At 50.3% G+C, this 26,556-nt stretch carries 24 protein-coding genes; 11 read left to right on the top strand and 13 right to left on the bottom strand.

Going from position 1 to position 26,556, the window contains the following annotated elements; genetic code table 11:
- Positions 1 to 106: 106 nt before the first annotated feature.
- From rplS to pheT, 5 genes are all read right to left on the bottom strand, one after another.
- Positions 107 to 457 carry a 50S ribosomal protein L19 gene (rplS, locus tag GWC94_RS02300; protein ID WP_161833378.1) on the bottom strand — a complete coding sequence of 117 codons (351 nt, stop codon included), beginning with the start codon at positions 455 to 457 and terminating at the stop codon, positions 107 to 109.
- Between the two features lie 139 nt (positions 458 to 596).
- On the bottom strand, positions 597 to 2,162 hold the full coding sequence (gene rny / locus GWC94_RS02295) for a ribonuclease Y (protein WP_161833377.1): 1,566 nt from the start codon (positions 2,160 to 2,162) through the stop codon (positions 597 to 599).
- 268 nt (positions 2,163 to 2,430) lie between these two features.
- On the bottom strand, positions 2,431 to 2,718 hold the full coding sequence (locus GWC94_RS02290; RefSeq protein WP_161833376.1) for a cell division protein ZapA: 288 nt from the start codon (positions 2,716 to 2,718) through the stop codon (positions 2,431 to 2,433).
- Between the two features lie 4 nt (positions 2,719 to 2,722).
- Positions 2,723 to 3,013 carry a hypothetical protein gene (locus GWC94_RS02285; RefSeq protein WP_161833375.1) on the bottom strand — a complete coding sequence of 97 codons (291 nt, stop codon included), beginning with the start codon at positions 3,011 to 3,013 and terminating at the stop codon, positions 2,723 to 2,725.
- Between the two features lie 115 nt (positions 3,014 to 3,128).
- A complete protein-coding gene (gene pheT, locus GWC94_RS02280; protein WP_161833374.1) occupies positions 3,129 to 5,546 on the bottom strand; it encodes a phenylalanine--tRNA ligase subunit beta in 2,418 nt (805 codons plus the stop codon).
- Between the two features lie 490 nt (positions 5,547 to 6,036).
- On the opposite strand from pheT, the gene dnaB reads away from it, so the two are divergent.
- The 5 genes from dnaB to GWC94_RS16980 all read left to right on the top strand — a co-directional run bounded on the left by dnaB (position 6,037) and on the right by GWC94_RS16980 (position 12,033).
- Entirely contained in the window at positions 6,037 to 7,614 is a 1,578-nt protein-coding gene (gene dnaB / locus GWC94_RS02275) for a replicative DNA helicase (protein WP_161833373.1), read from the top strand.
- Between the two features lie 72 nt (positions 7,615 to 7,686).
- Entirely contained in the window at positions 7,687 to 8,397 is a 711-nt protein-coding gene (locus tag GWC94_RS02270) for an RsmE family RNA methyltransferase (RefSeq protein WP_161833372.1), read from the top strand.
- Between the two features lie 19 nt (positions 8,398 to 8,416).
- The gene (locus GWC94_RS02265; RefSeq protein WP_161833371.1) at positions 8,417 to 9,589 is read left to right on the top strand and encodes a hypothetical protein; all 1,173 of its coding nucleotides are present in this window, start codon (positions 8,417 to 8,419) and stop codon (positions 9,587 to 9,589) included.
- An 86-nt stretch (positions 9,590 to 9,675) separates the two neighbouring features.
- The gene (locus tag GWC94_RS02260; RefSeq protein ID WP_161833370.1) at positions 9,676 to 11,493 is read left to right on the top strand and encodes a DNA polymerase III subunit gamma/tau; all 1,818 of its coding nucleotides are present in this window, start codon (positions 9,676 to 9,678) and stop codon (positions 11,491 to 11,493) included.
- Between the two features lie 99 nt (positions 11,494 to 11,592).
- Positions 11,593 to 12,033 (top strand): (4Fe-4S)-binding protein, encoded by a 441-nt coding sequence (locus GWC94_RS16980; RefSeq protein WP_161833369.1) that lies wholly within the window; start codon positions 11,593 to 11,595, stop codon positions 12,031 to 12,033.
- Between the two features lie 15 nt (positions 12,034 to 12,048).
- Here GWC94_RS16980 and GWC94_RS02250 read toward each other — a convergent pair whose 3' ends face one another.
- The 3 genes from GWC94_RS02250 to GWC94_RS02240 form a co-directional block, all read right to left on the bottom strand.
- The gene (locus GWC94_RS02250) at positions 12,049 to 12,393 is read right to left on the bottom strand and encodes a translation initiation factor (RefSeq protein ID WP_161833368.1); all 345 of its coding nucleotides are present in this window, start codon (positions 12,391 to 12,393) and stop codon (positions 12,049 to 12,051) included.
- 15 nt (positions 12,394 to 12,408) lie between these two features.
- Entirely contained in the window at positions 12,409 to 13,269 is an 861-nt protein-coding gene (gene nadC, locus GWC94_RS02245) for a carboxylating nicotinate-nucleotide diphosphorylase (protein WP_161833367.1), read from the bottom strand.
- 63 nt (positions 13,270 to 13,332) lie between these two features.
- Positions 13,333 to 13,713: a DUF4783 domain-containing protein gene (locus tag GWC94_RS02240; RefSeq protein ID WP_161833366.1), complete on the bottom strand. Its 381-nt coding sequence runs from the start codon at positions 13,711 to 13,713 to the stop codon at positions 13,333 to 13,335.
- Positions 13,714 to 13,828: 115 nt separating this feature from the next.
- Here GWC94_RS02240 and gpmI point away from each other — a divergent pair, with 115 nt between their 5' ends.
- Positions 13,829 to 15,349, top strand: coding sequence for a 2,3-bisphosphoglycerate-independent phosphoglycerate mutase (gene gpmI, locus GWC94_RS02235; RefSeq protein WP_161833365.1), 1,521 nt, complete (start codon positions 13,829 to 13,831; stop codon positions 15,347 to 15,349).
- Positions 15,350 to 15,484: 135 nt separating this feature from the next.
- Positions 15,485 to 16,114, top strand: a complete 630-nt coding sequence (gene yihA, locus GWC94_RS02230; RefSeq protein WP_161833364.1) for a ribosome biogenesis GTP-binding protein YihA/YsxC — start codon at positions 15,485 to 15,487, stop codon at positions 16,112 to 16,114.
- A gap of 80 nt (positions 16,115 to 16,194) precedes the next feature.
- On the opposite strand, the gene GWC94_RS02225 is transcribed toward yihA, so the two are convergent.
- Complete coding sequence (locus tag GWC94_RS02225; protein WP_161833363.1) at positions 16,195 to 16,668, bottom strand: ribonuclease H-like YkuK family protein; 474 nt, start codon at positions 16,666 to 16,668, stop codon at positions 16,195 to 16,197.
- 165 nt (positions 16,669 to 16,833) lie between these two features.
- Here GWC94_RS02225 and GWC94_RS02220 point away from each other — a divergent pair, with 165 nt between their 5' ends.
- The gene (locus tag GWC94_RS02220; RefSeq protein ID WP_161833362.1) at positions 16,834 to 17,709 is read left to right on the top strand and encodes a glycosyltransferase family protein; all 876 of its coding nucleotides are present in this window, start codon (positions 16,834 to 16,836) and stop codon (positions 17,707 to 17,709) included.
- Between the two features lie 28 nt (positions 17,710 to 17,737).
- Here the strand turns inward: GWC94_RS02220 and GWC94_RS02215 are convergent, their stop codons facing one another.
- Genes GWC94_RS02215 through GWC94_RS02205 form a run of 3 tightly spaced genes read right to left on the bottom strand, consistent with a single transcriptional unit; the run spans position 17,738 to position 20,455 of the window.
- Positions 17,738 to 18,613, bottom strand: a complete 876-nt coding sequence (locus tag GWC94_RS02215; protein ID WP_161833361.1) for a hypothetical protein — start codon at positions 18,611 to 18,613, stop codon at positions 17,738 to 17,740.
- A complete protein-coding gene (locus GWC94_RS02210; RefSeq protein WP_161833360.1) occupies positions 18,610 to 19,395 on the bottom strand; it encodes an FkbM family methyltransferase in 786 nt (261 codons plus the stop codon). Before GWC94_RS02210 ends, GWC94_RS02215 begins: the two co-directional genes overlap by 4 nt.
- A 10-nt stretch (positions 19,396 to 19,405) precedes the next feature.
- Positions 19,406 to 20,455, bottom strand: coding sequence for a glycosyltransferase family 4 protein (locus tag GWC94_RS02205; RefSeq protein WP_161833359.1), 1,050 nt, complete (start codon positions 20,453 to 20,455; stop codon positions 19,406 to 19,408).
- A 203-nt stretch (positions 20,456 to 20,658) separates the two neighbouring features.
- On the opposite strand from GWC94_RS02205, the gene GWC94_RS02200 reads away from it, so the two are divergent.
- Entirely contained in the window at positions 20,659 to 22,440 is a 1,782-nt protein-coding gene (locus GWC94_RS02200; protein ID WP_161833358.1) for an ABC transporter ATP-binding protein, read from the top strand.
- Positions 22,441 to 22,628: 188 nt separating this feature from the next.
- On the opposite strand, the gene GWC94_RS02195 is transcribed toward GWC94_RS02200, so the two are convergent.
- On the bottom strand, positions 22,629 to 23,072 hold the full coding sequence (locus tag GWC94_RS02195; RefSeq protein ID WP_161833357.1) for a DUF2721 domain-containing protein: 444 nt from the start codon (positions 23,070 to 23,072) through the stop codon (positions 22,629 to 22,631).
- Positions 23,073 to 23,147: 75 nt separating this feature from the next.
- Here GWC94_RS02195 and GWC94_RS02190 point away from each other — a divergent pair, with 75 nt between their 5' ends.
- On the top strand, positions 23,148 to 23,927 hold the full coding sequence (locus GWC94_RS02190; RefSeq protein ID WP_161833356.1) for a 5'-nucleotidase, lipoprotein e(P4) family: 780 nt from the start codon (positions 23,148 to 23,150) through the stop codon (positions 23,925 to 23,927).
- A gap of 79 nt (positions 23,928 to 24,006) precedes the next feature.
- Positions 24,007 to 26,463: a TonB-dependent receptor gene (locus tag GWC94_RS02185; protein WP_202628606.1), complete on the top strand. Its 2,457-nt coding sequence runs from the start codon at positions 24,007 to 24,009 to the stop codon at positions 26,461 to 26,463.
- Positions 26,464 to 26,556: the final 93 nt, after the last annotated feature.

The following is a 26,556-nucleotide window of genomic DNA, read 5'->3' as shown; positions in this document are numbered from 1 at the left end:
GAACTGCCTTCTACCCACCAACTCACGATAACTCACGTCTCAGGTTTCACGTAAAAAAAAGCGGAAAACATGTCGTTTTCCGCTTTTGCCTATTAGGAAGAATTTCTTAGAAACGTTTTTCCTTGATACGTGCGCTCTTACCGCTGCGCTCGCGCAGGTAGTAGAGTTTGGCACGGCGAACTTTACCGCTTTTGTTCAGTACGATAGAGTCGATATTGGGTGAAAGGATCGGGAACAGACGTTCAACACCTACACCGTCGGAGATCTTACGCACGGTAAAAGAAGCGGTAGCGCCATTACCCTGCATTTTGATCACATCTCCACGGAAGCTCTGGATACGCTCTTTGCCACCTTCAATGATCTTATAGTTAACAGTTACATTATCACCGGCTTTGAAAGCTGGATGGCTTTTCTGGGTGGTCAACTGATCATGTACGAATTGAACTGCTGCGTTCATAACTTTAATTTTTGCGGACGGCAAAGGTAGGAGCCGGCGGCGGAAAAAACAAATAAAATTGCAGGTTTTGGCAATTAGCTGTCAGGGGGCGGCTTTTTCGGTTACCTGGCACCCATTTCTGACAGCAAACACCAGCCACCTATCTCGCTACGTTGATCGCCCTTTTCTCCCTGATCACGGTTACTTTGATCTGTCCCGGATAGGTCATTTCGGTCTGTATCTTGGTGGCTATTTCGAAGCTGAGTTTGTCGCTGTCGCCATCGCTTACCTTTTCCGCTTCCACGATCACCCGCAGTTCGCGGCCGGCCTGGATGGCATAGGCTTTTTCAACGCCGGGATAGGCCATAGCCAGGTTCTCAAGGTCTTTGATACGCTGCAGGTATTGCTGCATGATCTCCCTTCGTGCCCCGGGACGGGCGCCGCTGATGGCATCGCATGCCTGTACGATGGGAGAGATCACATATTGCATTTCCATTTCGTCGTGGTGGGCGCCGATGGCGTTTACCACAGCGGGGTTCTCCCCGTATTTCTCGGCAAGTTTGGCACCGAGCAATGCGTGTGTAAGTTCGGTTTCTTCATCGGGCACCTTGCCGATATCGTGCAGCAGACCCGCGCGTTTGGCCAGTTTGGGGTTCATGCCCAGCTCGGCGGCCATGATGGCGCAGAGATTGGCGGTTTCGCGGCTGTGCATCAGCAGGTTTTGTCCGTAAGAAGAACGGAAACGCATTTTACCCACCATGCGCACCAGTTCCTTGTGCAGGCCATGAATACCCATTTCAATAATGGTGCGCTCCCCTATCTCAAGCACCTGCTCTTCGAGCTGGCGGCGTGTTTTTTCCACCACTTCTTCGATACGGGCAGGGTGTATACGTCCGTCTGACACCAGCCGCTGCAGGCTCAAACGCGCCACTTCGCGGCGCAGGGGATCGAATGAGGAAAGCACAATGGCTTCGGGCGTGTCGTCCACGATCAGGTCAACCCCGGTTGCGGCTTCTATGGCGCGGATATTGCGTCCTTCGCGGCCGATGATCTGGCCTTTGATCTCGTCTGTCTCGAGGTTGAAAACCGTTACGGTATTTTCAATGGTCACTTCGGCCGCGGTGCGCTGGATAGACTGGATAACGATCTTGCGCGCTTCCTTGTTGGCCTTGGCTTTTGCGTCTTCGATGATCTCCTGCTGTATGGTAAGCGCCTGGGTCTGCGCTTCCTGTTTCAGGCTTTCCACCAGCTGTGACCTGGCTTCTTCGGCACTCAGACCGGCAATTTTCTCGAGGCGGCGGATATGTTCTTCCTGGTGTTTCTCCAGTTCGGTGCGTTTCTGGTTCACCACCTCGATCTGGCGGTTCAGGTTCTCCTTGATCACATCGTTCTCCTTGATCTGTTTGTCAAGAGATGCTTCCTTCTGGTTGATGGAGATTTCCTTCTGTTTGGCCTTGTTCTCAGACTCACCGATTTTACGGTTGCGCTCGAGCACTTCCTTTTCGTGCTCTGCTTTCAGCTGTACAAAACGCTCTTTGGCTTCCAGCTGTTTTTCCTTCTTGATCGTTTCGGCCCTGAGCCCGGCCTCTTTGATGATGGTCTGTGCCTGTGTTTCGGCTTCTTCGACCTGTTTACGGGTGTTCTTGGCAAAAACGAATTTACCCGCTATAAGCCCTATTACAAGCGCAGCCGCACCGATTATAATGTATAAGACGTTTTGGTCCATGTTGTTGGCAAGGTTTAAAAGAGTTCTGAATCATATGCTTTTCACATCTCATTTTCTCATAATAAGTAAATGGATAGTCAGCGAAGATAATTAATATAAGGCAATTGGAATGGCGGATTATGGATTATGGATTAGTGGATTATGGATTGGTGGATTATGGATTGGTGGATTATGGATTGGTGGATTATGGGTTAACAAAACAATCCGTGCATCCGGAATCCGCTAATCCGCCAACCCATAATCCACCAATCCGTTAATGCAGAAATCCTTACCCCAACGCTTTGTCGAGCAGTTTTTCGAGGGAGCTGAGTTTTTCGGAGGCTTCTTCCCATTTTACCATATCGAGCCCGCTATGGGTCTGGTCGGTGGCAAACCAGAGCAGTACCATCGATACATAGTCCTGCGTATCCTTGCCGGCAAACTGGGTACGGAATTCGGTGACCTTTTCATTGATCAGGTTCGCCGTTTTGCGCACCATCTCCTCATCCTTTGCTTCTATCTTGAGGCGATAGGTGCGGTCTGCGATAACGATATTTACGGGTATGAGATCGGTCATGGTATCAGGTATTCAGCAGCGCCAGGCACTGGTCTATTTCTTTCAGGTAGCCGTCGATACGTTTGTTCAGGGTATTCTTTTCGGCATCGGATAACAGCGTTGAAGAACCCATTTTCAGCACGTCAACCTGCTGCTGTATGGTATGCAATGCCTCGGTCTTCTTCATATTGTCGAACACCGCCTCCTGCAGATCGTTTTTCAGCCGCTGGTTCTCCTTCTGCAAAACAGCCTGCTGCTTCAGCAGCAGCTGCAGTTTGTTCTGGATGTTTTTTATCTGCTCGGAGAGATCGATCATGCGGGATAAAGATAAGCATTAGCGGATTCCGATTCAGCGGATTCAGGACTGGCGGACGGTTGAGCTGCCAGCGGTAGTCAACCACCGGCGGTTCCTGCCCCGATCCCTGCATCCTTTATTTCCTGATTTCAGCCCCGAGTTCTTTTTCAAACGACTGCACCAATTTTGCGATCATACCGTCCACCTCCTTATCGGTAAGGGTTTTTTCCTCGTCGGAAAAAGTGAAGCTGATGGCCATGGATTTTTTGCCCGCACCCAGTTTGTCGCTTTCAAACACATCGAATAAGCGCATGCCGGTGAGCTTGCCCAGCTTGGTCTTTCTGACCGCATTCTCGATGGCATCGTAGCTGACGGTCTGGCTGACCACCATCGCCAGGTCGCGTTGCATAACGGGGAACCTGTTCACTTCCGCATAGGTAATACGGTGCTTTTTAACCAGCGATGCCAGCAGGGCAAAATCGATATCCAGGATAAATACCGGCTGTTTGATATCAAAATCCTGCAGTTTTTTCTTACCCGTTTCCGTCAGTACCCCAACCAGTTTTTTGTTGTGGCTGATCGACAGGACCAATCCAGGATCCTCCGTTTTTTCAAATGTTACGGAAGCCAGTCCGCAAAGCGCAAACAGGGCTTCTGCGATGCCTTTTATCCGGTACAGGTCCTGCTTCTGTCCTTTTTCCTGCCAGCCGTCTTCGTGGTCAAGACCGGTAAGGTATATGCACAATCTCTCCTGTTCCGAATACTTGCCAACCGCCTCGCTCAGGTATATCTTGCCAAATTCAAAGAGCCGGAGATGCTGGTTCCTGCGGTTGATATTATAGGCGATCGCTTCCAGCCCGGTTTCTACCATCGAAGGGCGAAGCACATCGAGATCGGCGCTGAGGTTGTTGATCATTTTCACCGACCTGTCCAGTACCGCCTCGCTGAAGTATTTGCTGTTGGTGATGGAGTTGGTGAGGATTTCTGTGAAACCCTGTCCTACGAGGTAGTCCGCAATCTTATTCTTCAGGGCTTCGGTAAAGCCCAGCTGTTCCACTGCGGGACTGATGGTAATACTCGAAGGTATCTCGATATTGTCCAGTCCGTCTATACGCAGCACTTCCTCCACGATATCCGCCTGGATGGAAATATCCGGCTTGCTGTAGGGAACGGCGATATGCAGATCGTCCTGGCCTTCCTTGATGATTTCAAAACCCAGCGCGGTCAGTATCCTTTTTACCTTATCGGGATGGTAGTTCTTGCCGCTTAACTTTTTCAGGTAATGGTTTTTAAGCACCACTTCTTTTTTGGGTTTGGGATCGGGGTAATAATCCACGATCTCGCCCGAGATGGTACCGCCGGCAACTTCTTTGATCAGCAGTGCGGCTCTTTTCAGCACATTCACCGTTTGGGAAATATCCACTCCTTTTTCGAACCGCGTGGCTGCATCGGTCCGCAGTCCATGCCGCAGCGATGTTTTGCGGATGGTAACGGGATTAAAACAGGCGCTTTCCAAAAAAATCTGCGTGGTTGTATTGCTAACGCCGCTCCTGGCCCCGCCAAAAACGCCGCCGAGGCACATGCCTTCGCCTTTGCTGTTGCAGATCATCAGGTCTTCGGCGCTGAGTTTCCGCTCTTTTTCATCGAGTGTAACAAAGGGTGTGCCCTCGGGAAGGTTCTTTACGATCACGGCGTTGCCTGTCTGGCCCGCATCGAAGGCGTGCAGCGGCTGGCCGGTTTCGTGAAGGATATAATTGGTGATATCAACGATGTTGTTGATAGGGCGCTGGCCAATGGCCTGCAGCCTGTTTCGGAGCCATTGCGGCGATTCGGCAACCGTTAATCCCGAGAGACTGACACCGCTGTACCTGGGGCAGGCTTCGGTATTTTCTACGGTAACCTGTATGGTGGCTGAGGTATCGTCTGTTTTAAACGCATTGGTAAAAGGCGATCTGGGTCTGGCTTCTCCCTGGTGATGGCTGAGCCAGGCGCAGACATCGCGTGCCACACCGTAATGACTCATGGCATCCATGCGGTTGGGCGTAAGTCCGATCTCGTAAACCCAGTCGGAATAGGTGTCAAAATAATCCGAAGCCGGGGCGCCTGTTACTGCCCGGGCCGGCAATACCAGTATGCCGGCATGGTCGGCACCCAATCCTATCTCGTCTTCGGCGCAGATCATTCCCTGGCTCTCTTCGCCACGGATCTTTCTTTTTTCCATGGTCAGCGGATCGCCGTTCAGGGGATAAATGGTTGTTCCGATCTGTGCCACCACCACTTTCTGTCCGGCAGCTACATTGGCCGCTCCGCAAACGATCTGCAGGGGTTCGGCTGCGCCAACATCCACCCTGGTCAGCTTCAGCTTATCCGCGTTGGGATGCGGCTCGCAGGAAAGCACTTCGCCGATGACCAGTCCGGCCAGTCCGCCCCTGATGCTTTCAAATTTCTCCAGGCTTTCCACTTCCAATCCGATCGAGGTAAGTATGCGCGATAGTTTTTCCGGTTCTATCGTCTCCGGCAGGTATTCGTGTAACCAGTGGTAACTGATCGTCATAATTGCTTGCTGTTTGGGCAGCAAAAATAATGAGTTGGGGGCAGAAGGCTGCCAGTTAGGTAAGACAGGCGGTTCCCGGCCGGCAATCCCCGGGCAGAAAAGGGAAGAAACGGGCGGGTTTACAGACGGGGCAGATGCCCTTACCCCGCGCCAGAGGCCCCTGGCATCAATTACAACATCCTCCCGTTTTCCCTGCATTTTTCCCGGAAAATCTTTCTGCACACAACCTGTTAATTAATGCCGGTTATGGTCTGAAAACTTTTGCATTTGGGGGATAACCATAGTAATTTGTGTGAACAGCATGGGTTTTGCTGTGAATGAAGCATGGATAACCTGTGGAGCAAATTTGCCGGAAAAAATTCCCCGAAGCATTTTTCCTGACCTTATATTCGCTCCCCCTTACCTGGCTGGTAACAATTTCGTAACACGGGATCGCGATAGACAGGAAGAAGCAACTTTACCTAACCCAAAGCAAACTGAAGCACCGAACATGGATCTGACCAGCCTGAATAAAGACCGAAAAAGAAGGAAGACCTCGATAGACCTTAGCACCATGGTATATGGCAAAGTGCCGCCCCAGGCCAAGGAGCTGGAGGAGGCGGTGCTGGGCGCCATCATGCTGGAAAAAAGCGCTTTTGATACGGTAACGGAGATCATCAAACCCGAATGTTTTTATGTGGAGGCCCACCAGCATATTTTCAGGGCCATGCAGGGTCTGCAGCAGAAAAGCATGCCCATCGATATCCTTACCGTGGTGGAAGAACTGAAGTTCCGCGAACAGCTGGATGCGGCTGGCGGACCCTATTATGTAACCAAGCTCACCAATTCGGTGGTATCCACCGCCAATATAGAAGCGCATGCAAGGATCGTATTGCAGAAATTCATACAGCGTGAACTGATACGGATCAGCGGCGAGATCATCGGCGATGCCTATGAAGACAGCACCGATGTTTTTGACCTGCTCGACGACAGCGAGACCAAGATGTTCAACATTACGAACAACTACCTGAAAAAGAATTTCGAGGATATTACAAGCGTACTGGCCAAGACCATTAACCGTATCGACGAACTGCGTACCAAGACCGAGGATATTTCCGGTGTTCCGAGCGGCTTCCCCACCCTGGACCGAATCACTTACGGATGGCAGCCCACCGACCTGATCATCCTGGCCGCCCGTCCTTCGGTGGGTAAAACGGCTTTTGCGCTGAACCTGGCAAGAAATGCCGCGCTGCATCCCACCAAACCCATCCCGGTCGGGTTCTTTTCGCTTGAGATGAGCGCTTCGCAGCTGGTGCAGCGTATCCTAAGTGCAGAAAGCGAGATCAAGATGGAAAAGATCAGCCGCGGCAAGCTCGAGAATTACGAGTACGAGCAGCTGCTGAGCAAGGGTATTAAAAAACTGGAAGTGGCACCTATTTTTATCGACGATACGGCCGCGCTGAACATTTTCGAGTTCCGCGCCAAAGCCAGGCGGCTGGTAAACAAACACCATGTGGGCGTTATCATCATCGACTACCTGCAATTGATGAGCGGCAGCGGTGATAAAAGCAGCAACCGTGAACAGGAGATCAGCAGCATTTCGCGTAACCTGAAAGCACTTGCCAAGGAATTGAGTGTACCGATCATTGCGCTCAGCCAGTTAAGCCGTGCCGTGGAAACGCGTAAAGAAAGCAAGATGCCGCAGTTGAGCGATCTGCGCGAATCGGGTGCCATTGAACAGGATGCCGATATGGTAATGTTCATTTACCGTCCCGAATACTACGAGGTAATGAACAACGAACACGGCGAAAGCACCCATGGTGAAACGCATATCCGTATTGCCAAACACCGTAACGGCTCGCTTGAAACGATAAAACTGAGGGCCAAACTGGAGATACAGAAATTTGAAGAATGGGATGATAACGGCGGGCTGCCCGGCGGACTGGGCGGAAGCTGGAAACCGGTTACCCCATCGGCGCCTCCGGCTGCAGGCGGTGGTGGCGACAGCAGCCGTTTATTTATTCAGAAAGGCAGCAAGATGAACGGTGGCGATTTTGACGAGGGATTTGAGAACGATGCGCCGTTTTAGGATGGGCGGATTTTGGATTAGCGGATTGGCGGATCATTTTTTACGCAGAGGCAGATCAGATAAAGACGACCGATGTTAGCTTTTTTTTACGAACCTACGATACACACGGATTCTCCGCATATTACGCTGAGCGAGGAAACCAGCAAACACTGCATACAGGTGCTGCGCATGAAGACGGGCGAAGAGCTGTTGCTGACAAACGGCAAAGGACTGCAATGCCAGGCCACCATTGTCAGCGAGGATAAAAAAAAAGCCGTGGTGCTGGTGCATACCGCGAAGCAGGTGGCGGCGCCGACTGAAAAAATTTCCATCGCCATTTCCCTGCTGAAAAATGTCACCCGGCTGGAATGGTTTCTTGAAAAAGCCACCGAGATCGGCGTAACCGATATACAGCCGCTGATCTGTGCACGTACAGAACACCATCGTTTCAAAACAGAGCGGATGCAGGGCATACTGGCATCGGCGATGCTTCAGAGCCAGCAGTGCTGGTTACCGGTGCTGCACGAGCCTGTTGCGGTTCAGCAGCTGGTTAGCACCAGCAGATGGCCGCAGAAACTGGTAGCGCATTGCGAAGAAGACGCCGGAAAACAGGAAATCATCCGCATGCAATATTCCCGCGAAACACAGCTACTGGTTGGCCCCGAAGGCGATTTTACACCGGATGAAATAGCGCTGGCCAAAGCCCATGGGTTTGTTCCGGTTGGCCTCGGCAACACAAGACTTCGCACGGAAACGGCCGGTATGGTTGCCGCCGTATTGCTGACCGGCAGGCGATCTGTATAATTTCTTACATTCGTTTGCTATGAAGATCACCGAAGTAACCAGCGCCGCCGATGCAAAGGATTTTGTGAAAGTGAACGCGCTTATGAACCGGGGCAATCCCCATTATATCCGTCCGCTCGATCACGAGGTGAATGCAGTATTCGATCCTGCAAAAAACAAACTCTTCCAATACGGCGAAGCAAAGCGGTGGCTCGCAAAAGACGATAAGGGTAACCTGACCGGGCGTATTGCCGCATTCACCAATTCCAAATACATCAACAAGGGCACCGGATTCTCCACAGGGGGGATTGGCTTTTTTGACAGCATCAATGACCAGGCTGCGGCCAATGCCCTGTTCGATACCGCAAAAGAATGGCTGGCGGCAAAAGGCATGGAGGCAATGGACGGTCCCATCAATTTTGGCGACCGGGACAAATGGTGGGGACTGATGGTGGAAGGCTTTGATGACGAGCCGATGTACGGTATGTCGTTCAACCCGGCGTATTACGAGCAGTTGTTCAGTGACTACGGTTTTCAGAATTATTATAACCAGTATTACTATAGCATGAAGGTAGACGATCCCCTGCCGGAGCGTTATCCTGAACGTCATGCCAAATTTGCCAGCAAGCCCGATTATGTGGCCAAACACATCAAACTGTCCGACCTGGTTACATATGCGGGCGATTTTGCCACGGTATACAATGCAGCCTGGGCGCAGCACGGAGAAGGCAAGGAGATCACCAAAGAGCAGGTGATCAAATTGTTCAGGACCATGAAACCTATTATGGACGAACGCGCGGTATGGTTTGCCTATTACAAGCAGGATCCCATTGCCATGTTCATCAATATCCCCGATGTAAACCAGTATTTCAAACATTTTAACGGGCAATTCGGCTGGTGGCAGAAACTGAAACTGGTATGGATGAAATGGACCGGCTACAACAAACGGCTTACGGGTCTTGCCTTTGGCGTGGTTCCCAAATTCCAGGCGCTTGGGGTTGACAGTTTCATGATCTACCAGAGCGCGCTGCTGATCCAGTTCAAAGGCTGGTATGACCAATACGAAATGGGCTGGGCCGGCGACTGGAACCCCAAGATGATCAATATCTACAAAAACCTTAATGCCAAACAAAGCCGTCGCATGGTTACGTTCCGTTACCTGTTTGACCGCAGCAGGCCGTTTGAAAGACACCCGGTAATGGAGTACAAATAGGCTTTGCAGAGGCCGGAAATAATTTGTTCACACGGCGGTTGGCCGCACCGGCGGCTAACGGCTTATCGCTATATTGCGTTCCGGATATGGAGAACAAATTCATCGTTTCGGCGCGTAAGTACAGGCCACAGAATTTCAATACCGTGGTTGGGCAGTCGCATATCACCACCACCCTGAAAAACGCCATCCGCAACAACCAGCTGGCGCATGCTTTCCTGTTTTGCGGACCAAGAGGCGTTGGCAAGACCACCTGTGCCCGTATCCTTGCCAAAACGATCAATTGCACCAATCCCACAGAAGAAGGTGAAGCCTGCAATACCTGCCAGAGCTGCGTTTCTTTCGATGCCGGCACTTCGCTCAATATCCATGAGCTGGATGCTGCCAGTAACAACTCTGTAGACGATATCCGTTCGCTGGTGGAACAGGTGCGTTTTGCGCCGCAGGCGGGTAAATACAAGGTATACATCGTGGATGAGGTGCACATGCTCAGCGCCAGTGCCTTTAACGCATTCCTGAAAACACTGGAAGAGCCGCCCTCCTACGCAATTTTCATACTGGCCACAACGGAAAAACACAAGATCCTCCCCACTATACTCAGCCGCTGCCAGATATTCGATTTCAAACGCATCACCAACAACGATACGGTACTGCACCTGCAGGAAATCGTAGAAAAAGAAGGCATACAGGCGGAGAAAGCCGCCCTGCAGGTAATTGCCCAGAAAAGCGAAGGCTGCATGCGGGATTCGCTGAGCATACTGGATAAAATCGTCAGTTTTACCAATGGCAGCGTGAGCTACCAGAACACACTGGAGCACCTGAACATACTGGATGAAGACTATTATTTCAAACTGCTCGAAGCCATGCAGCAGCAGGATATGGCGGCGGCCATGCTGCTTTACGACGAGATCAACCGAAAAGGATTTGAAGGCGACCTGGTGCTGAATGGCTTTGCAGAATTCATTCGCAACCTGCTTGTCTGCAGAGACGCCAAATCCGCATCACTGCTGGAAGCGGTGGAAGGCATGCAGGACAAATACACCGAAACAGCCCGGAAAATCAGTTTTTCGTACCTGGTCAGCGCACTGAATATTTTGAACGAGGCGGAGATCAATTACAAAATGGCTCGCAACAAGCGGCTGCATGTGGAGCTGACACTGATCAAACTTAATTTTCTGCAGCAGGCCATCGATCTTTCATCGGCCAATGGCACCGTCAGTAAAAAAAAACGAATTGACGGACCGGTAGCCTTCCGCACAAAAGAAGTGCAGCCTGTTCAGTTTATGGCTACCCCCTCAAAGCAAAAAACCGCGGCCAAATTATACATCGAACAGCCGGTCGTTCAGCCTGAACCGGCTGCGCAGCCCAGGATAAAACCAGCAGCGGATATGCCGCCGCCGGTGATGCCGGCAGCCACCCAGGCACCCAGGCACTCCGCTGCCGGTAATGGCAAAAAGAACAGTCTGCTTGATACGCTGCGCACCAGGTATGGCAACCAGTACGAGATACAGGAAGTGGCAGAGGCGGAGTTGCTGTCGATGGAGAAACTCGCGGTTACCTGGGACAGTTATATCGCCATCCTCGAAAAACAGGCGAAGCATTCTTCTGTAGGCACTTTTAAAACGGCCAGGCTGGTCATCGAGAACGAAGTGCGTTTTACGGCAACGGTTTCCACGGTGATCTCCCAGAATTTTATCGAGCAGGAACGCATGGTGCTGCTGGATCACCTGCAAAAAGCGTTCAGCAACCGGGCCATCGCTTTTGATGTGCTGGTGGAAGCTTCGGAAAAAGAAGATGTGCCTATTCATATGCGTTTGAACAGCAAGCAGAAATTTGAACACATCGCCCGGCAATACCCGCTGATCCGTGAACTGAAGGAAAGACTGAAGCTTGAAATAGATTATTGATTTTTTTCAAACGGTCGCTTTTACACAACGCCTGTAAATAGCCGGTCAATTTCTTATTTTCAACAGGCGATCGTAATTGACCATTTTAAATTTTATCCCGTGCCGGTAACCAAGCATAATTACACCAATAACGAGGTAACGGTGGTATGGAAACCCGATACCTGCATCCACAGCCGTATCTGCTGGAAAGGCCTGTTATCGGTTTTCAATCCCGCCAAACGGCCCTGGATAGATATGGGCGCGGAACCTACCGACAGGATCATCGAGCAGGTAAAGCAATGTCCCAGCGGTGCTTTAACTTATTACCTGAATAAGGAAACAGGAAACGAGATGCCTGTTCAGCCAGAAACAATTGCCCCTGTGCTTGGTGTGGAGGTTCAGCCGGACGGCCCGATCATCATTACCACAGACTGCCGGATACGGCACAGCAATGGCGATACGGAAACCCGGCAGGGAAAGACCGCATTGTGCCGTTGCGGCGCGTCTGCCAACAAGCCTTATTGCGATGGCAGCCATAAAACCGGCCATTTCAAAGGCTAAAATCTTTTTCAGAACCTATATTTTCCTGGCCAACCCATAACCGTTCTTTTGCAGCCACTGCATTACCTTCTCACGCTGGTCGCCCTGGATGATGATCTCGCCGTCTTTTACGGCTCCCCCGGTTCCGCAGGTGTTCTTTAGTTTTTTACCCAGGGCTTCCAGGTCGTCTGTCGTACCTGCAAAACCCGTTACCAGCGTTACTGCCTTACCAGCGCGCTGTTTGGTGTCGAGGCGGATGCGCAGCGGCTGCCGGGCGGGCGCCAGGGTTTCCTGCACCGCATCGGGTTCCGGTTCAAAGCGGAAATCTGGATTGGTACTGAATACAAAGCCATTCGTATCGGGCTTATTTTTCTTGCTCATGATCTTATCGGGATATTATACTAAAACGGCCTTCAGACTCAGGTCAAGACTTTGGGCCTGGTGAATCAGTCCGCCCACACTTACATAATCAACACCTGTTGCGGCATATGCTTCGATGGTATCGAGATGGATGCCGCCGCTGGCTTCTGTTTCAAACGCATGGTTGATGAGCAGCAGCGCCTCGGCAACCTGCGCGGTTGTAAAGTTATCGAGCATGATGCGGAAAACCTTTCCCTGGCCGATCTCGCATACTTTTCTTACATCATCGAGGCTGCGTGTTTCCACTTCTATCTTCAACGGTTGTTCCATCCTGACGGCATAGGCGTATGCCGCATTGATGGCCGGCTCCAGGCCCCCGCAATAATCGATATGGTTATCCTTCAGCATGATCATATCGTATAACCCGAAACGGTGATTAACGCCGCCGCCGATACGCACGGCTTCTTTTTCGAGCAGCCGGAAATTGGGCGTAGTCTTTCGGGTATCGAGTAAGCGGGTATGGCAGCCTTTCAGTTTTTCCGTATAGCGGTGTGTCAGCGTGGCAATACCGCTCATGCGCTGCATACAATTCAGTACCAGGCGTTCGCAGCTGAGTATGGTATGAATGGTGGCCTCTACCCCAAACGCCGTTTCGCCGGGCAGCATGGAATCGCCGTCTTTTTTATGCGGGGTAAAAACAACCGCCGGCTCTACCATGCGAAATATTTTTTCGGCAACGGCAAGACCGGCCAGTATACCCGCCTGCTTGATCTTAAGTACCGCTTTCCCTTTTTTTCCGGCAGGTATGCTGCTCAGCGTGGAGTGATCCCCATCGCCCAGGTCTTCCTGCAGGGCTTCGCTGACAAGATGCGCCAGTTGTTCGTCGAAAGATTTCATACTGCAAAACAACAAAAGACCCCGCAATTGCGGGGTCTTCGGGAAAAATATTTTAACCGGCGCTTAACTGATACGCACCGAGATGATCTGGTGTTTACCGTCTTTTGCCTTTAACAGTATGGTAACGCCGAACGATTTGCCGGTACCATTCAGTTTACCGGTCATGTACATGGTGTTGCCCACCTCGCGCTCAGACGCTTTGTCAAAACCTTTGATGGTGTTTTCATCAAAGAAAGATTTCAGCATAATACTGCCCTGGTTACGGCTCAGGTTCTTTACTTCGGCTTTATCGAGGAGTTTGATATCGATATAATCGTCGAAATACTTTGACACTTCCGTTGCATTCCCGCTTTTGAATGCCTGTACGATCACCTCTGTATCACTCTGGGGTGTGAACGAAAGAAAACCCATGGCCATTGCGATCAATAAACATATCTTTTTCATAACACGCATTTTCTGACCACAGGTCTCCCAAAAACATGCCAGTTTTGGTTGCTGTGGTAATGGATTGTTAAAGTTAACGGGTATCGGGCAAACTGAAATGCAGTAATTTTACCTCATGAGTAAAAAAGCAATCCTGATCATTATGGATGGATGGGGCCTTGGCAGGGTAAAATCCGCTGACGCCATCCAGAACGCCCATGTTCCTTTTGTGAGTTCGTTATACAAAACCTATCCCAATACCACGCTGATCACCTGCGGCGAAGTGGTTGGATTACCCGAAGGACAAATGGGCAACAGCGAGGTAGGCCACCTGAACCTTGGCGCGGGCCGCATCGTATACCAGGAGCTGGAACGCATCAATGTAGCCGTACGGTCCGGTGAGCTGGCAAAAAATGAACAACTGTTAGCGGCCATACACCTCGCAAAAAACAACAACAAACCGCTGCACCTGTTAGGGCTGGTGAGCGATGGTGGGGTGCACTCGCATATCAGGCACCTGGAAGCCCTCTGTGATATCTGCAAAAACGAAGGTTTAACAGAAGTATATATTCATGCATTTACCGATGGCCGCGATACCGATCCCAAAAGCGGGCTCGGTTTTATGACCGATCTGCAAAACCACCTCAATTCATCCGTGGGAAAGATTGCTACGGTAAGCGGCAGGTATTATGCGATGGACCGTGATAAAAGATGGGAGCGCGTGAAACTGGCCTACGACTGCCTGGTAAAAGCCGAAGGCGCTACCGCACCGGATGCCATAGCCGCCGTCAAACAGTCTTACGGAGCCAATATCACCGACGAATTCATCAAACCAACCGTGATCCTTACGCCATCGGGCCAGCCGGTTGCCGCCATCAGAGACGGAGATGTGGTGCTTTGCTTCAATTTCCGCACCGATCGCTGCCGCGAGATCTCGGAAGTGCTGACGCAGCAGGACTATCCCGATTTCGGCATGCACAAACTCAATCTCGATTATACCACCATGACCCTGTATGATCACAAGTTCCGCCATGTGCATGTGATCTTTGAAAACGATAACCTTACCAATACCATTGGCGAAGTGATTGCCGATGCGGGCAAAAAGCAGATCCGTATTGCCGAAACCGAAAAGTACCCGCATGTTACCTTTTTCTTCAGCGGCGGACGCGAAGAGCCTTTTGCGGGAGAAAGCCGGATACTGGTTCCCTCACCCAAAGTGGCCACTTATGACCTTCAGCCCGAAATGAGCGCGGTGGAGATCACCGACAAACTTATTCCGGAAATAGAACAGGAGACCGCCGATTTTATTGTACTGAACTACGCCAATACAGATATGGTTGGACACACCGGCGTTTTCCAGGCGGCGATAAAAGCGGCTGAAACAGTGGATGCCTGTGTAAAGCGCGTGGTGACGGCGGCCCTTGAGCATGGTTATACGATCTTTCTTACGGCAGATCATGGCAATTCCGATTACATGATCAATGCAGACGGATCCCCGAACACCGCACATACATTGAATCCTGTTCCGTTCTTTGTGATAGACAAGGAATGGAAAGGAACCGTAAAAAGCGGCAAACTCGGCGATATGGCTCCTACCATACTTACCATGATGGGGTTACCCATACCAAAGGAGATGACCGGTAATGTGCTGATTTAAACACATACACCTGAACAGAGGAACAGGGAATATTGCATTCCGGCCGGACGCATAAAAAACGTTCTCCCCAACCGGCATTCGATATTCCCTGTTCAATATGCATCATTCCCCTTCTCCGTTCTTTATCTTTGTCTGATGGAGATCAAATCTGCACGGTACCTTATTTCCTCCGCCCTGGTTAGCCAGTGCCCTAAAGCGGATAAGCCCGAGTATGCGTTTATCGGCAGAAGCAATGTGGGTAAGTCTTCGCTGATCAATATGCTCACCAAACAACGAAGCCTGGCGAAGACCTCGGCCACGCCGGGAAAAACCCAGTTGATCAATCATTTTGAAGTGGAAAGCAGCCGCAGCGCCAGATCGCCCAGGGAAAAATGGTTCCTGGTAGATCTTCCCGGTTATGGATATGCCAAACGTTCACTGACAGAACGCAGAAAATGGGAGCAGATGATCGAAGGCTATTTGCGTAAACGGCAAAACCTGCTGCAGGTATTTGTGCTGATCGACAGTCGCCATGAACCCCAGAAAATAGATATTGAATTCATCAGCCAGCTTGGCGAATGGGAAGTGCCGTTCTCCGTCGTTTTTACAAAATCAGACAAAGAAAAGCCCGGAGTGGTTGACCGGAATGTAAAAGCATTCGCAGAAAAAATGCGAGAGACCTGGCAGTTCCTGCCCAGGTTCTTTGTTACCAGCGCCGAGAAAGCTGCCGGCAGGGAGGAATTGCTGCAGTATATCTCGGAAACAAATTCTATTACGGATAGATAAATGGTTTAATTGTCTCATGTTATATGGCCTTGTACACATCAACCGGCCATTAAACAGTTTTAACAATACAACCATTCAACCTAGTTCACCACCTTATCCGCGCAGCAGCTGCTGGCAAACGCCTCGGGTTTGGCTTTGAAGGCAAAGCCCATACCGAGTATATACCCCATCGCTTCGCGCAGGGCATCGTTGCTTTTGAATTGCGGGTTGGTGTTGATATCGGCATGCACTTCCATATCAACCTGGTACTGGATAAAAAGATTGCACAGCTCATAGGCGATCTCGATGCTTTTGGCAACCTCTACCAGCATTCTTTCCTTGATGTGGTACTTCTGTTTTGTTTTTTCGTTGTGGATGTACATGAATCCGCCGTTGTGCTCCCGCAGGAACACAATTACCGTGGCAAATTCGGTGTCCTCGCCTTTTACCTGGCTATCGGTTCCGATGCAGACCTTGAGGCGGGTACCGTTGGCGGTCTCCCTTTTGATGGCGTCTTCAACTGCATCTTTGATCGGCAGTTGAATGGTTTCGCCGTTGAATTTTCTCCAGCGCATACGTTAATGGGTTTGTGTAATTTACCAAGGAAATCTTTTGTTTGCGCGGGTTTCGGATGATATTATTATTAACAGGCGTGGATAAGCGGGCAATTGCGATTGCCGATTTCAGATTGTCAATTGCCGATTGCCACTCCTCAACGACAACCGGATTATCTTTGCCGTATGAAAGTGACCGGCTTCAGTTTTATCAAGAATGCGATAAAGTTCGATTATCCCATCGTGGAAGCCATCCGGTCGATACTGCCGCTTTGCGATGAAATAGTGGTGGCAGCAGGGGATTCAGCTGATGAAACAAGAGCGCTGGTATCTTCTATCGACCCAAAGATCCGGATCATCGATACTGTATGGAGCCCGGCGCTTCGGGAAGGTGGCGCCGTGCTGGCCGACGAGACCAACAAAGCTTTGCATGCCATTGAAGGCAAACCCGACTGGTGTTTTTACATACAGGGAGATGAAGTGCTGCACGAACAATATATTCCCGTTGTAAAAGAAGCCATGCTGCGATGGAAAGACAACGCGGAAGTGGATGGACTGCTGTTCAGATACAAACATTTTTACGGTTCATTTGACTATACCGCTTCCTCATCAAAATGGTACCGCAATGAGATCAGGATCCTGCGGCATGACCCATCCATTTATTCTTACCGCGATGCGCAGGGTTTCCGCAAAGGGAATGATGAAAAACTGAGGGTGAAGGCGGTGGATGCATACATATACCATTACGGCTGGGTGCGCCCGCCAAAGATCATGATGGATAAAAAACGGAATTTCGGCAATTACTGGGGCGGCGACCAGGTTGATGAAGCATTTCTCACCGCCCATTCAGGCGATTTTGACTATTCACAGATAGATTCACTGGAAAAATTCCCCGGTACACACCCCGAAGTAATGCGGGAAAGGATACAACGCATGAACTGGCAATTCGATTACGATCTCTCCTATAATAAATTCAGTCTGAAAGACCGCTTCAAGGATCTTATGGAAAAATGGACGGGCAACCGGCCGTTTGATTATAAGAATTATATCCTTCTCCGGTGATCTGCGGGAATTAACCCGAGTATACCGGCTATTTGTTATACCGTTCTCTTACAAGTCGTTCGAAATTTTCCTGGAAACAAAAATCAAATCCTCCCGGCCCCTGAACGTTTACGTTAGGCGTCTGAAAATACCATTCCAGCAGGCGGTTGGCTTTTATGGCTTCTGCTATGGAAAAAGGGAACGACTGGTTTCCGATAAACAAACCGCTGCCGGCGATGATCCGCGCCAGTTCCAGAAAATTATTTACGGGACAATAACGTATGTTGCTGACCTGCTTCCTGATATCCTCGTACTCGGCCTCTATGCCTACAAAACGTACATCATCATACGCATTCAGGAAATCATAACGGATACCCGGTGCATGGTACCGCTGGCTTCTGGCAACGATGATCGTTTTCTCCAACCCGGTGCCGTGACTTACATCCAGCCAGGGCTGCGACAGGTCGAAAAAAACACCGAACACCAAAAAATACCACCGTGCAATATTGCCGCGGTTCAGCATAAAAGGATACTTTCTGATATAGTCGAGGTCGACATCGATCTCCTGTCCCGACCAGGTATCGCAGGTTTTGACACCCGCCTGGCTAAGCAGCAGCGGCCGCAGCATCTCCGCCATTTTTTCATTCAGCATCACATTTCCCAGTGGATGCTTGTTGCGTCCGTAATTCCCGGGCTGGTTGATGTTCAAATGCAAATGAACAGGGCGACCTTTGGCAATGGCCAGCATGGCAGGTATTGCATAGATAATATCGCCGCAGTTACCGCTGTGTTTGAAATGTATTTCCGCTTTTTCATCTGCAGGCAACCCGGGAAATCTGATCGCGCCTGCCTTTCGCAGAAAACGATCGCTTTTATATTTCTCCGGGTCCTTCTGCTTTTGCAGAAATCGGCTTACAGAATTCATGGCCTCCAGGCTTTAAGGTAATAACAGTTGTTCTCCGCAACGGCACTATCCACGCTGAACCCTTTTGCTTCAAGAAATTTTTTCAGTGCCCCGGTATTTCTTTCCCCTTCGTCGAGATCATGGGATTCGATCGCGATCGTTTTGATCCTGTCAAACACATGACCGGGCATTTCATATAAAATGGGGTACTCGCTGCCTTCGCAATCGAGTTTCAGCAAATCGATCTGGTTTATTGAGTAACGTTTACATGCTTCCTCAACGGACAGGGCAGCCACTTCACGGGAAGCGGTGTTCAATGTTGAGAAATCATCCATCACAGATGCTATGACAGAATTTTCTGATTCCACATCAAAGAATATCCGGATCGTTCCATTATAGTTTCCGGTTATGGCCGCATTATGCAATTGAATACGGTTTTCAAGTCCCTTATTCAAAGACAGGTTGGATTGAAAGACTGCGGCATTCTCCTTCATAGGTTCAAAAGCAACTATCCTGGCATCTGCTTTTTTTGATGCAATCAGCGTGGAAAAATACCCCACATTTCCCCCGATATCAACTATGGTGGGTTTGGCGGGCAAATGCCGCACCAGGTCGTTTATCTTATAAAAATCTTCCATAAACACCTCCCGGAAAACCTCATAAAACCTGGGAGGCACATCGAATTGAATGGGAACACCTCTTGTAATATAACGTGCCGTGTTATTTTGCTTATGTACCCTTTTGAAATACAATGGCCAGTTTTTGATATGCCTGACCAGTTGCGTATACTTGGCTATCGACATGCTTTGCTTTTTAGACCATTCCGTATAAATATAAATACTCGCGTGCACAATTCTCCCAGCTGAATTTGGCTGCCTGCTGCCTGATCTTTTCAACCGGCTTCACTGCATCGTAATGTGCCATTCCCTGTTGAAAAACCCCGCGCATGGCCTCGGGGGCAAAATCATGAAAATAATAGGCCGCATCACCGCCCACCTCGGGTAAACTTGTGCGATCCGAGCTGAACACCGGCTTCCCATGGTACATCGCTTCAATGATCGGCAGTCCGAACCCTTCGGCATAGGAGGGAAATAAAAACGCCTCGCAATGGCGATAGTACCAGTCCTTCTCTTCCTCGCTCACAGGTCCGATCAGCTTTACCCTGTCTGAAACACCGAAGCGTTTGGCGGCTTCCGCCACTTCGTTTCCATATCCGAACTCATTCAGTCCTGCAATAACCAGTTCATAATCGTTATCCAGCAGTAACGGTGGAAGTACATGAAAATTCTTTCGGGGTTGAACCAGACCGATGGTGAACAGGAACGGTTTTGCCGGTATGTATTTCGGTGCGTCAAAGTCCGGAAAACTTTTGATGGTGCAGCCAAGCGGTATGGCCTGGGTAGGCTTGCCACGCAGGTCCAGGTGTTTATGCGCTTCATCGATGGCAAACTGCGAAATACCCGTTATATAATCCGCCCGGTCTATCCGCTGCTGCGTTTCCTTCAGCAACCTGCTGTTCCTCTTTATATTGGCTGCATCTTCTATCAGGTAACTGAAATCATACAGGGTATAGATCACTTTTGTGCGCCGGTTAAACGGCCGGTACCAGGATAACTGGGTGGTGATATGCCAGAGATCGTATTTGCCGGTGCCGGGCATATAAAACTTGTCGATAGAGCGATGCCCGGTATACCTGACCGTATTGCCAAAAAAGCCGAAGTCTTTTTTTGGCAGGTAATAGTACAGCGCCAGCTCCCCGTGCGGCAAGGCGGCAAGGGCCTTGCCCAGGTTAACGGTAACGCTGTACAACCCGTTGAACGGATTGTATTTCAGCCGATGCATATCCACCAGTACTTTCTTCATACCTGCCGGTAAAAATAAGCAGCTTAACAACAATTACCCCCACCCCCGGAAACTTTGTCAGATTTCGGGAATTTGTACGGAAATTGACGACAATTTGAAAATTTGAAAGTTCGGCAATTTGAAAATGGGCATCATGCTCGTTCAGCTCAGTTCAACCACCTGCCTCATTTTCAAATTTTCAAATTCCCAAATTTTCAAATTACATGAAACTTCTCCTTCAATACCTCAAACCCTACCGTGGTCTTGTTTTGCTGGCGCTGCTGCTGGCGGCTGTTAACCAGACCTTCTCGCTGTTCGATCCGCTGATCTTTGGTAAGATCCTCGACAATTTTGCCACCCATCCTTTTACGGAGGATAAGGCCGGACTGATACCCAGGTCAGGACAGGATTTTACAACGGGTGTGATCAAATTATTGCTGATGCTGGTGGGCACCGCCATGGTAAGCCGTATCGCCAAGGCATTCCAGGATTATGTGGTGAATGTGATCGTACAGAAATTCGGCGCCAAAATATTTACAGACGGGTTACAGCATTCCATGCGCCTGCCTTACCAGGAATTTGAAGACCAGCGAAGCGGCGAAACCTTATCGATCCTGACAAAAGTGCGGGCGGACACCGAAAAATTCATCGGCTATTTTATCAATGTACTGTTCATGATCCTGGTGGGACTGGTATTCGTATGCATATACGCCATGCAGAAACACTGGAGCATCGTTCCCACCTATATGGGTGGTGCGCTGGTGATTGGCGTGGTAACCAACCTGCTGAGCAAAAAGATCAAAGTGATCCAGAAAAAGATCGTGAAGGAAACCACGGCGCTGGCGGGATCCACCACCGAAAGTTTACGCAACATCGAACTCGTCAAAAGCCTGGGCCTGACCGACCAGGAGGTAAAACGCCTCAACACCAATACCTACAAAATACTCGACCTTGAACTGCGCAAAGTAAAAAGCATACGCGCCTTAAGCTTCATACAGGGTACGATGGTCAACTTTCTCAGGCAGCTGGTAAGCTTTATCCTGCTCTGGCTCATCTTCCGCAATGTGCTTACGGTGGGTGAACTGATCACGCTGCAGTTTTACAGCTTCTTTATTTTTGGTCCGCTGCAGGAGATCGGCAGCATCATAATGAGCTATCGCGAGGCGGAAGCGTCTATCATGAACTTCCATACGCTGATGGAGAAAAAAGTGGAGCCCACTCCTTCTCATCCCAGATCCGTTGGCGCGATCGCGGAACTGGAATTCAGGGATGTGGCTTTCAAACATACCACGGCACAATTCAAGGCCCTCGATGGCATCAGTTTCGATGTAAAGAAAGGCGAGACCATCGCATTCGTAGGGCCAAGCGGTGCGGGAAAAAGCACGCTGGTAAAATTGCTGGTGGGACTGTACCGTCCGCAGCAGGGCGGTATTTACTACAACAGCATCAACGGCAGCGATATCAGCTTCGACGAACTGCGCAACCAGATAGGTTTTGTAACACAGGACACCCAGCTGTTTGCCGGAACGATCCGTGAGAACCTGAGTTTTGTATATCCCGATGCCACTGAGGACGATATGCTGGAAGCACTGAAAAAAGCCAGCTGCACCAACCTGCTCAGCCGTGCAGAAAAAGGGATCGATACCATGATCGGCGAGGGCGGACTGAAACTCAGCGGGGGTGAAAAACAAAGACTGTCGATCGCGCGTGCGCTGCTGCGCCATCCCCACCTGCTGATATTTGATGAAGCCACTTCCGCGCTCGACAGTATTACGGAAGAAGAGATAACCAACACCATCCGCAATATTTCGCTCGAAAAAGAGCAGATCACCGTAATGATCGCCCACCGTCTCAGCACCATTATGCATGCAGACAAGATCTATGTACTCGAAAAAGGCCAGGTGGTGGAAACCGGCAACCACTACGACCTCCTCGCCGAAAAAGGACTCTACTACGCCATGTGGAGGCAGCAGATCGGGGAGAGGAAAATGCTTGCGGCGGTTTGATCATCTGAGAATTTGGGAATTTGACAATTTGAAAATGAGGGATGGTTGAATGGTTAAATGGCTGTATTGCTAAACTGTTGGCCTCCTCAATCGCATAACCGTTTAACAATACAGCCATTTAGCAATACAGCCATTTAACCCTATCACCATTTTCAAATTGTCAAATTCCCAAATTTTCAAATTACCCTTCACTCCCTTTCAAATTTCCGCTTCAGGTAGTCCAGCACCGAGGGGTCTTCGAGGCCTTCCATGTCGCTGAGCTCCAGTTCGAGGGCCCTGGTGCTGAGCCGGATCTCGAGAAAAGAGAGACAGAGCGAGGCAGCGAAACACAGGAGGGCGATGGAGAAGATAACCGATGCCAGGTCGGGCTTTTCCAGGAACATCAGGTACATACTGAGGATACTGCCAAGGAACGAGATCACGCCCAGGGCCTGCATGTTCTTGATCAGCTTTAAACGGTAACGCAGGTTCTTGATCTGGCCGTGGATAATCAGTTTCTGTTCGTGGTTCTGGTATTTATCGTGCAGGCTTCTCACCCGGTTAGACAGTGCCAGGAACCGGTTGGTATACGCCAGCATCACCAGGCTGATGGCCGGAAACAACAAAGCAGGTGTGTTGATCGAAATATCCATTCCCTAATATACAAAGCTCCCCGCAATTTATTTACCCGTGGCAAAACGGGCTACTTTTGCAGCAAACCAAGCCGCATGAAAGCAATCCTCGCCTCCGCGCTTTCCCTCCTGATCCTGTCTGCCGCAGCACAGGAACCAAAACCGGTTTTCAGGAACGACCGGAAGCTGCTGCCCGTACTCTGGCAGCAGTATGCCGCCGAATACCGGGCGCTTTGTTACCAGGCTTTCAATATCGCCACCGAAAGAATTGCCCGGGTAAAGAAAAAACGCCGCGGGCGACTGGCCATCGTAACCGATATCGACGAAACCCTGCTCGATAACAGCTACAGCGAGGCACAGCTGCTGAAAGAAGGCAAATCCTATTCGCAGGCGGACTGGAAACGCTGGACGGATCTCTCCGCGGCAACCGAAGTGCCCGGCGCCTCGGAATTCCTTCGTTTTGCCAAAGACAGGGGAATCAGCATCTTTTATATCAGCAACCGCGATACTTCGGAAACGGAAAGCACGATACGCAACCTGCAGAAACTGCGGTTTCCCGATGCCGACAGGGAACATATGCTGCTTTTGCAAAATACCTCCTCCAAAGAAAGCCGCAGGCAAACCGTGCAGCAGACACACCGGATTGTGATGCTGCTTGGCGATAACCTGAACGATTTTGCCCGGGCATTTGAAAAAGCGGATATACGGCAGCGGTTCCTGGAAACCGATACCGCCCGCGCCGAATGGGGACGCCGGTTTATCGTTCTGCCCAACGCCACCTACGGCGAATGGGAAAATGCGCTGCTGCAATACCAGCGCAACCTGCCGGAACAGCAGAAAGACTCGGTCTATTTCCGGTTACTGAAAGGCTACTGACAGCCAGCGCGCCAAACCCAGCCGAAAAAATATTTCCTTTCTCAGGAATTTATTTTTTAGATTTGCCTAAATTTTTATTTTGGCAATCAGAATTCTTATAGTGCTGGCGGGGATGGGAATGGCAGCGATAACGGCATATGCCCAGGACAGTGTGTTCACCGGTCTGGTCAAAGACAGGAAAACGGGCAGGGTGCTTCCCGCCTCCGTTTCGTTTACCGGCACCGCCAATCACATGGCTGCAGACAGCAACGGGGTGTTTGTTATGACTGGCGCGGCGGGAAAACACACGATCCGTATATCGCATACAGGTTACTTCGATCTCACGCGGGAGATCAGGCTGCCGGGCACTGCAGACTTTTTACTTTCCCCAACGGAAACAGAGCTGGAACAGGTGGTGGTTACCGCCGTGGCAACCGCTACCAGGATCAAACGCACGCCTGTGTCCATCGCTATCGTATCGCAAAAAGAAATGAACCGCAATACCAGTTCGAACGTGATCGACGCAGTGCTTAAAACCGTGCCCGGTATCAGCGCCATCACCACCGGACCCAATATCAGCAAACCACTGATACGCGGCCTTGGTTATACGCGTGTGCTTACTTTGTACGACGGGTTAAGACAGGAGGGACAGCAATGGGGCGATGAACATGGTGTGGAGATCGACCAGTACGGTGTGGCGAAGGCCGAGATCGTGAAAGGACCCGCCAGCCTGATGTATGGCTCGGATGCCATTGCAGGCGTGGTTAACCTTATACCCGGTCTTCCGGCAATAAACGACGCAAAACTGCATGGGGATGCACTTATCGAATACCAGTCCAACAACGGACTGATTGGCGGCACGGCCTCATTGCAGTACAAAAGAAATGGCTTTATGTGGAGCGGGCGTTTTTCCGATAAACAGGCAGGTAACTACCGCAATGCGGTTGATGGGCGTGTGTATAACACCGGTTTTACTGAAAGGAATTTTTCCGCGCTGGCCGGTCTTGAAAAACCAAAAAGCAAAAACTATATCCAGTTCAATCTCTACAACAACCTGCAGGAAATTCCCGATGGCAGTCGCGACTCGCTGACGCGGTTATTTACCTACCAGGTGCAGGAACCGGCAACGGACGATATCCGTAGCCGGCCACTGGTGCCTGCGTCCAGGCTGTTTACCTATTCCATTTCGTCGCTGCACCAGCATATACAGCATACAAGACTGTACCACAAAAGCAGCTGGCAGGTAGGCAACAGCGAATTAAGCACATTGATCGGATTTCAGCAGAACAGGAGAAGGGAGTACAACCACCCTACCGCCACCTATCAGCCCGGACTGGATATACAACTCAACACTTACAACTACGAACTGAAATATGCCTTTCCTGAATGGAGCGGCTTCAGGCTTACCTATGGGGTGAATGGCATGTACCAGGATAACCGTAACCTTGATGCCACCGATTTCCCTATCCCCGATTACAACCTGTTCGATATCGGCTCCTACCTGGTCGCAAAAAAAGATTTCAAAAAATGGGTGATCACGGGTGGTATCCGTATCGACTCAAGGGATATACGATGGGCGGATTTTTATACGCGTAATTCGGGAACCGGTTTTATCCAACAGGTCAGGTTCCCGGATACACTGAATGCCACACACAATTTTCCATCCTACCGGAAAAACTTCAGTGGTGCATCGGGAAGCCTGGGCTTTGTATATAATGCTTCCGGTGCCCTTACCATCAAAGCCAATATTGCGCGTGGATACCGCTGTCCCTCCATTCCCGAGATCGGCTCCGACGGGCTCGATCCCGGTGCGCGCATTTATTATATCGGTAACAGAAACTTCAGTCCCGAGTTCAACTGGCAGGCAGACCTGGGTCTGTTCCTGAATTATCCCGATGCGGACATTAACCTCGAGTTGTTCAACAATGCCATCAGCAATTATATATTCCTGCAGAAATTATTCGCTCCTAACGGACAACCATTGGAGATGGTGCCCGGTAATTTTACCTACCAGTACCTCCAGGGAAGCGCCAGGATATACGGGGCGGAGGCTGGCTGGATAATTCATCCGCGGGTATGGAAATGGTTTCACCTGCAGCAGAACATGGCAATGATCAACGGTATCAACACCGACAAATCATCCCTGAAATTATTGGGAGACGACGCAAAATATCTTCCCCTGATCCCCGCATTCCGCACCGCAAGCCGCTTGCGCATTACGCTGATCGATCAGCAACCACGGATCGAAGACTGTTTCCTACAAACGGAGCTGGAAACCTATGCCACACAGAACCGTTTCTACGCTGTGGACAATACCGAAACAGCAACACCCGGCTATGCACTCGTAAATATCGGTGCGGGCATCAGCTTCAGGAATAAAAAAGGGAATCCCTTCTGCAGCCTGAGCATCACCGCCAATAACCTGTTCGATGTTGCCTATCAGTCGCACCAGAACCGTCTCAAATACTTCGAATACTACCAGCAGTCGCCCAACAACCGCTCAGGCATTTATAACATAGGAAGAAACATAGCCGCAAAACTGATCGTGAACTGGTGAGGATTACGGATGCGTGGATGACGGATTGGCGGATTATTTCCTCTCTGCGCACCCTCTGCGCCTCTGCGGTAAAAACGCTTTCCCCCTCCAAGG

This window comes from Sediminibacterium soli (genome assembly GCF_009939225.1).
In the GTDB taxonomy this organism is placed as follows: domain Bacteria; phylum Bacteroidota; class Bacteroidia; order Chitinophagales; family Chitinophagaceae; genus Sediminibacterium; species Sediminibacterium soli.
This window is presented reverse-complemented; position numbering and strand designations above follow the sequence as displayed.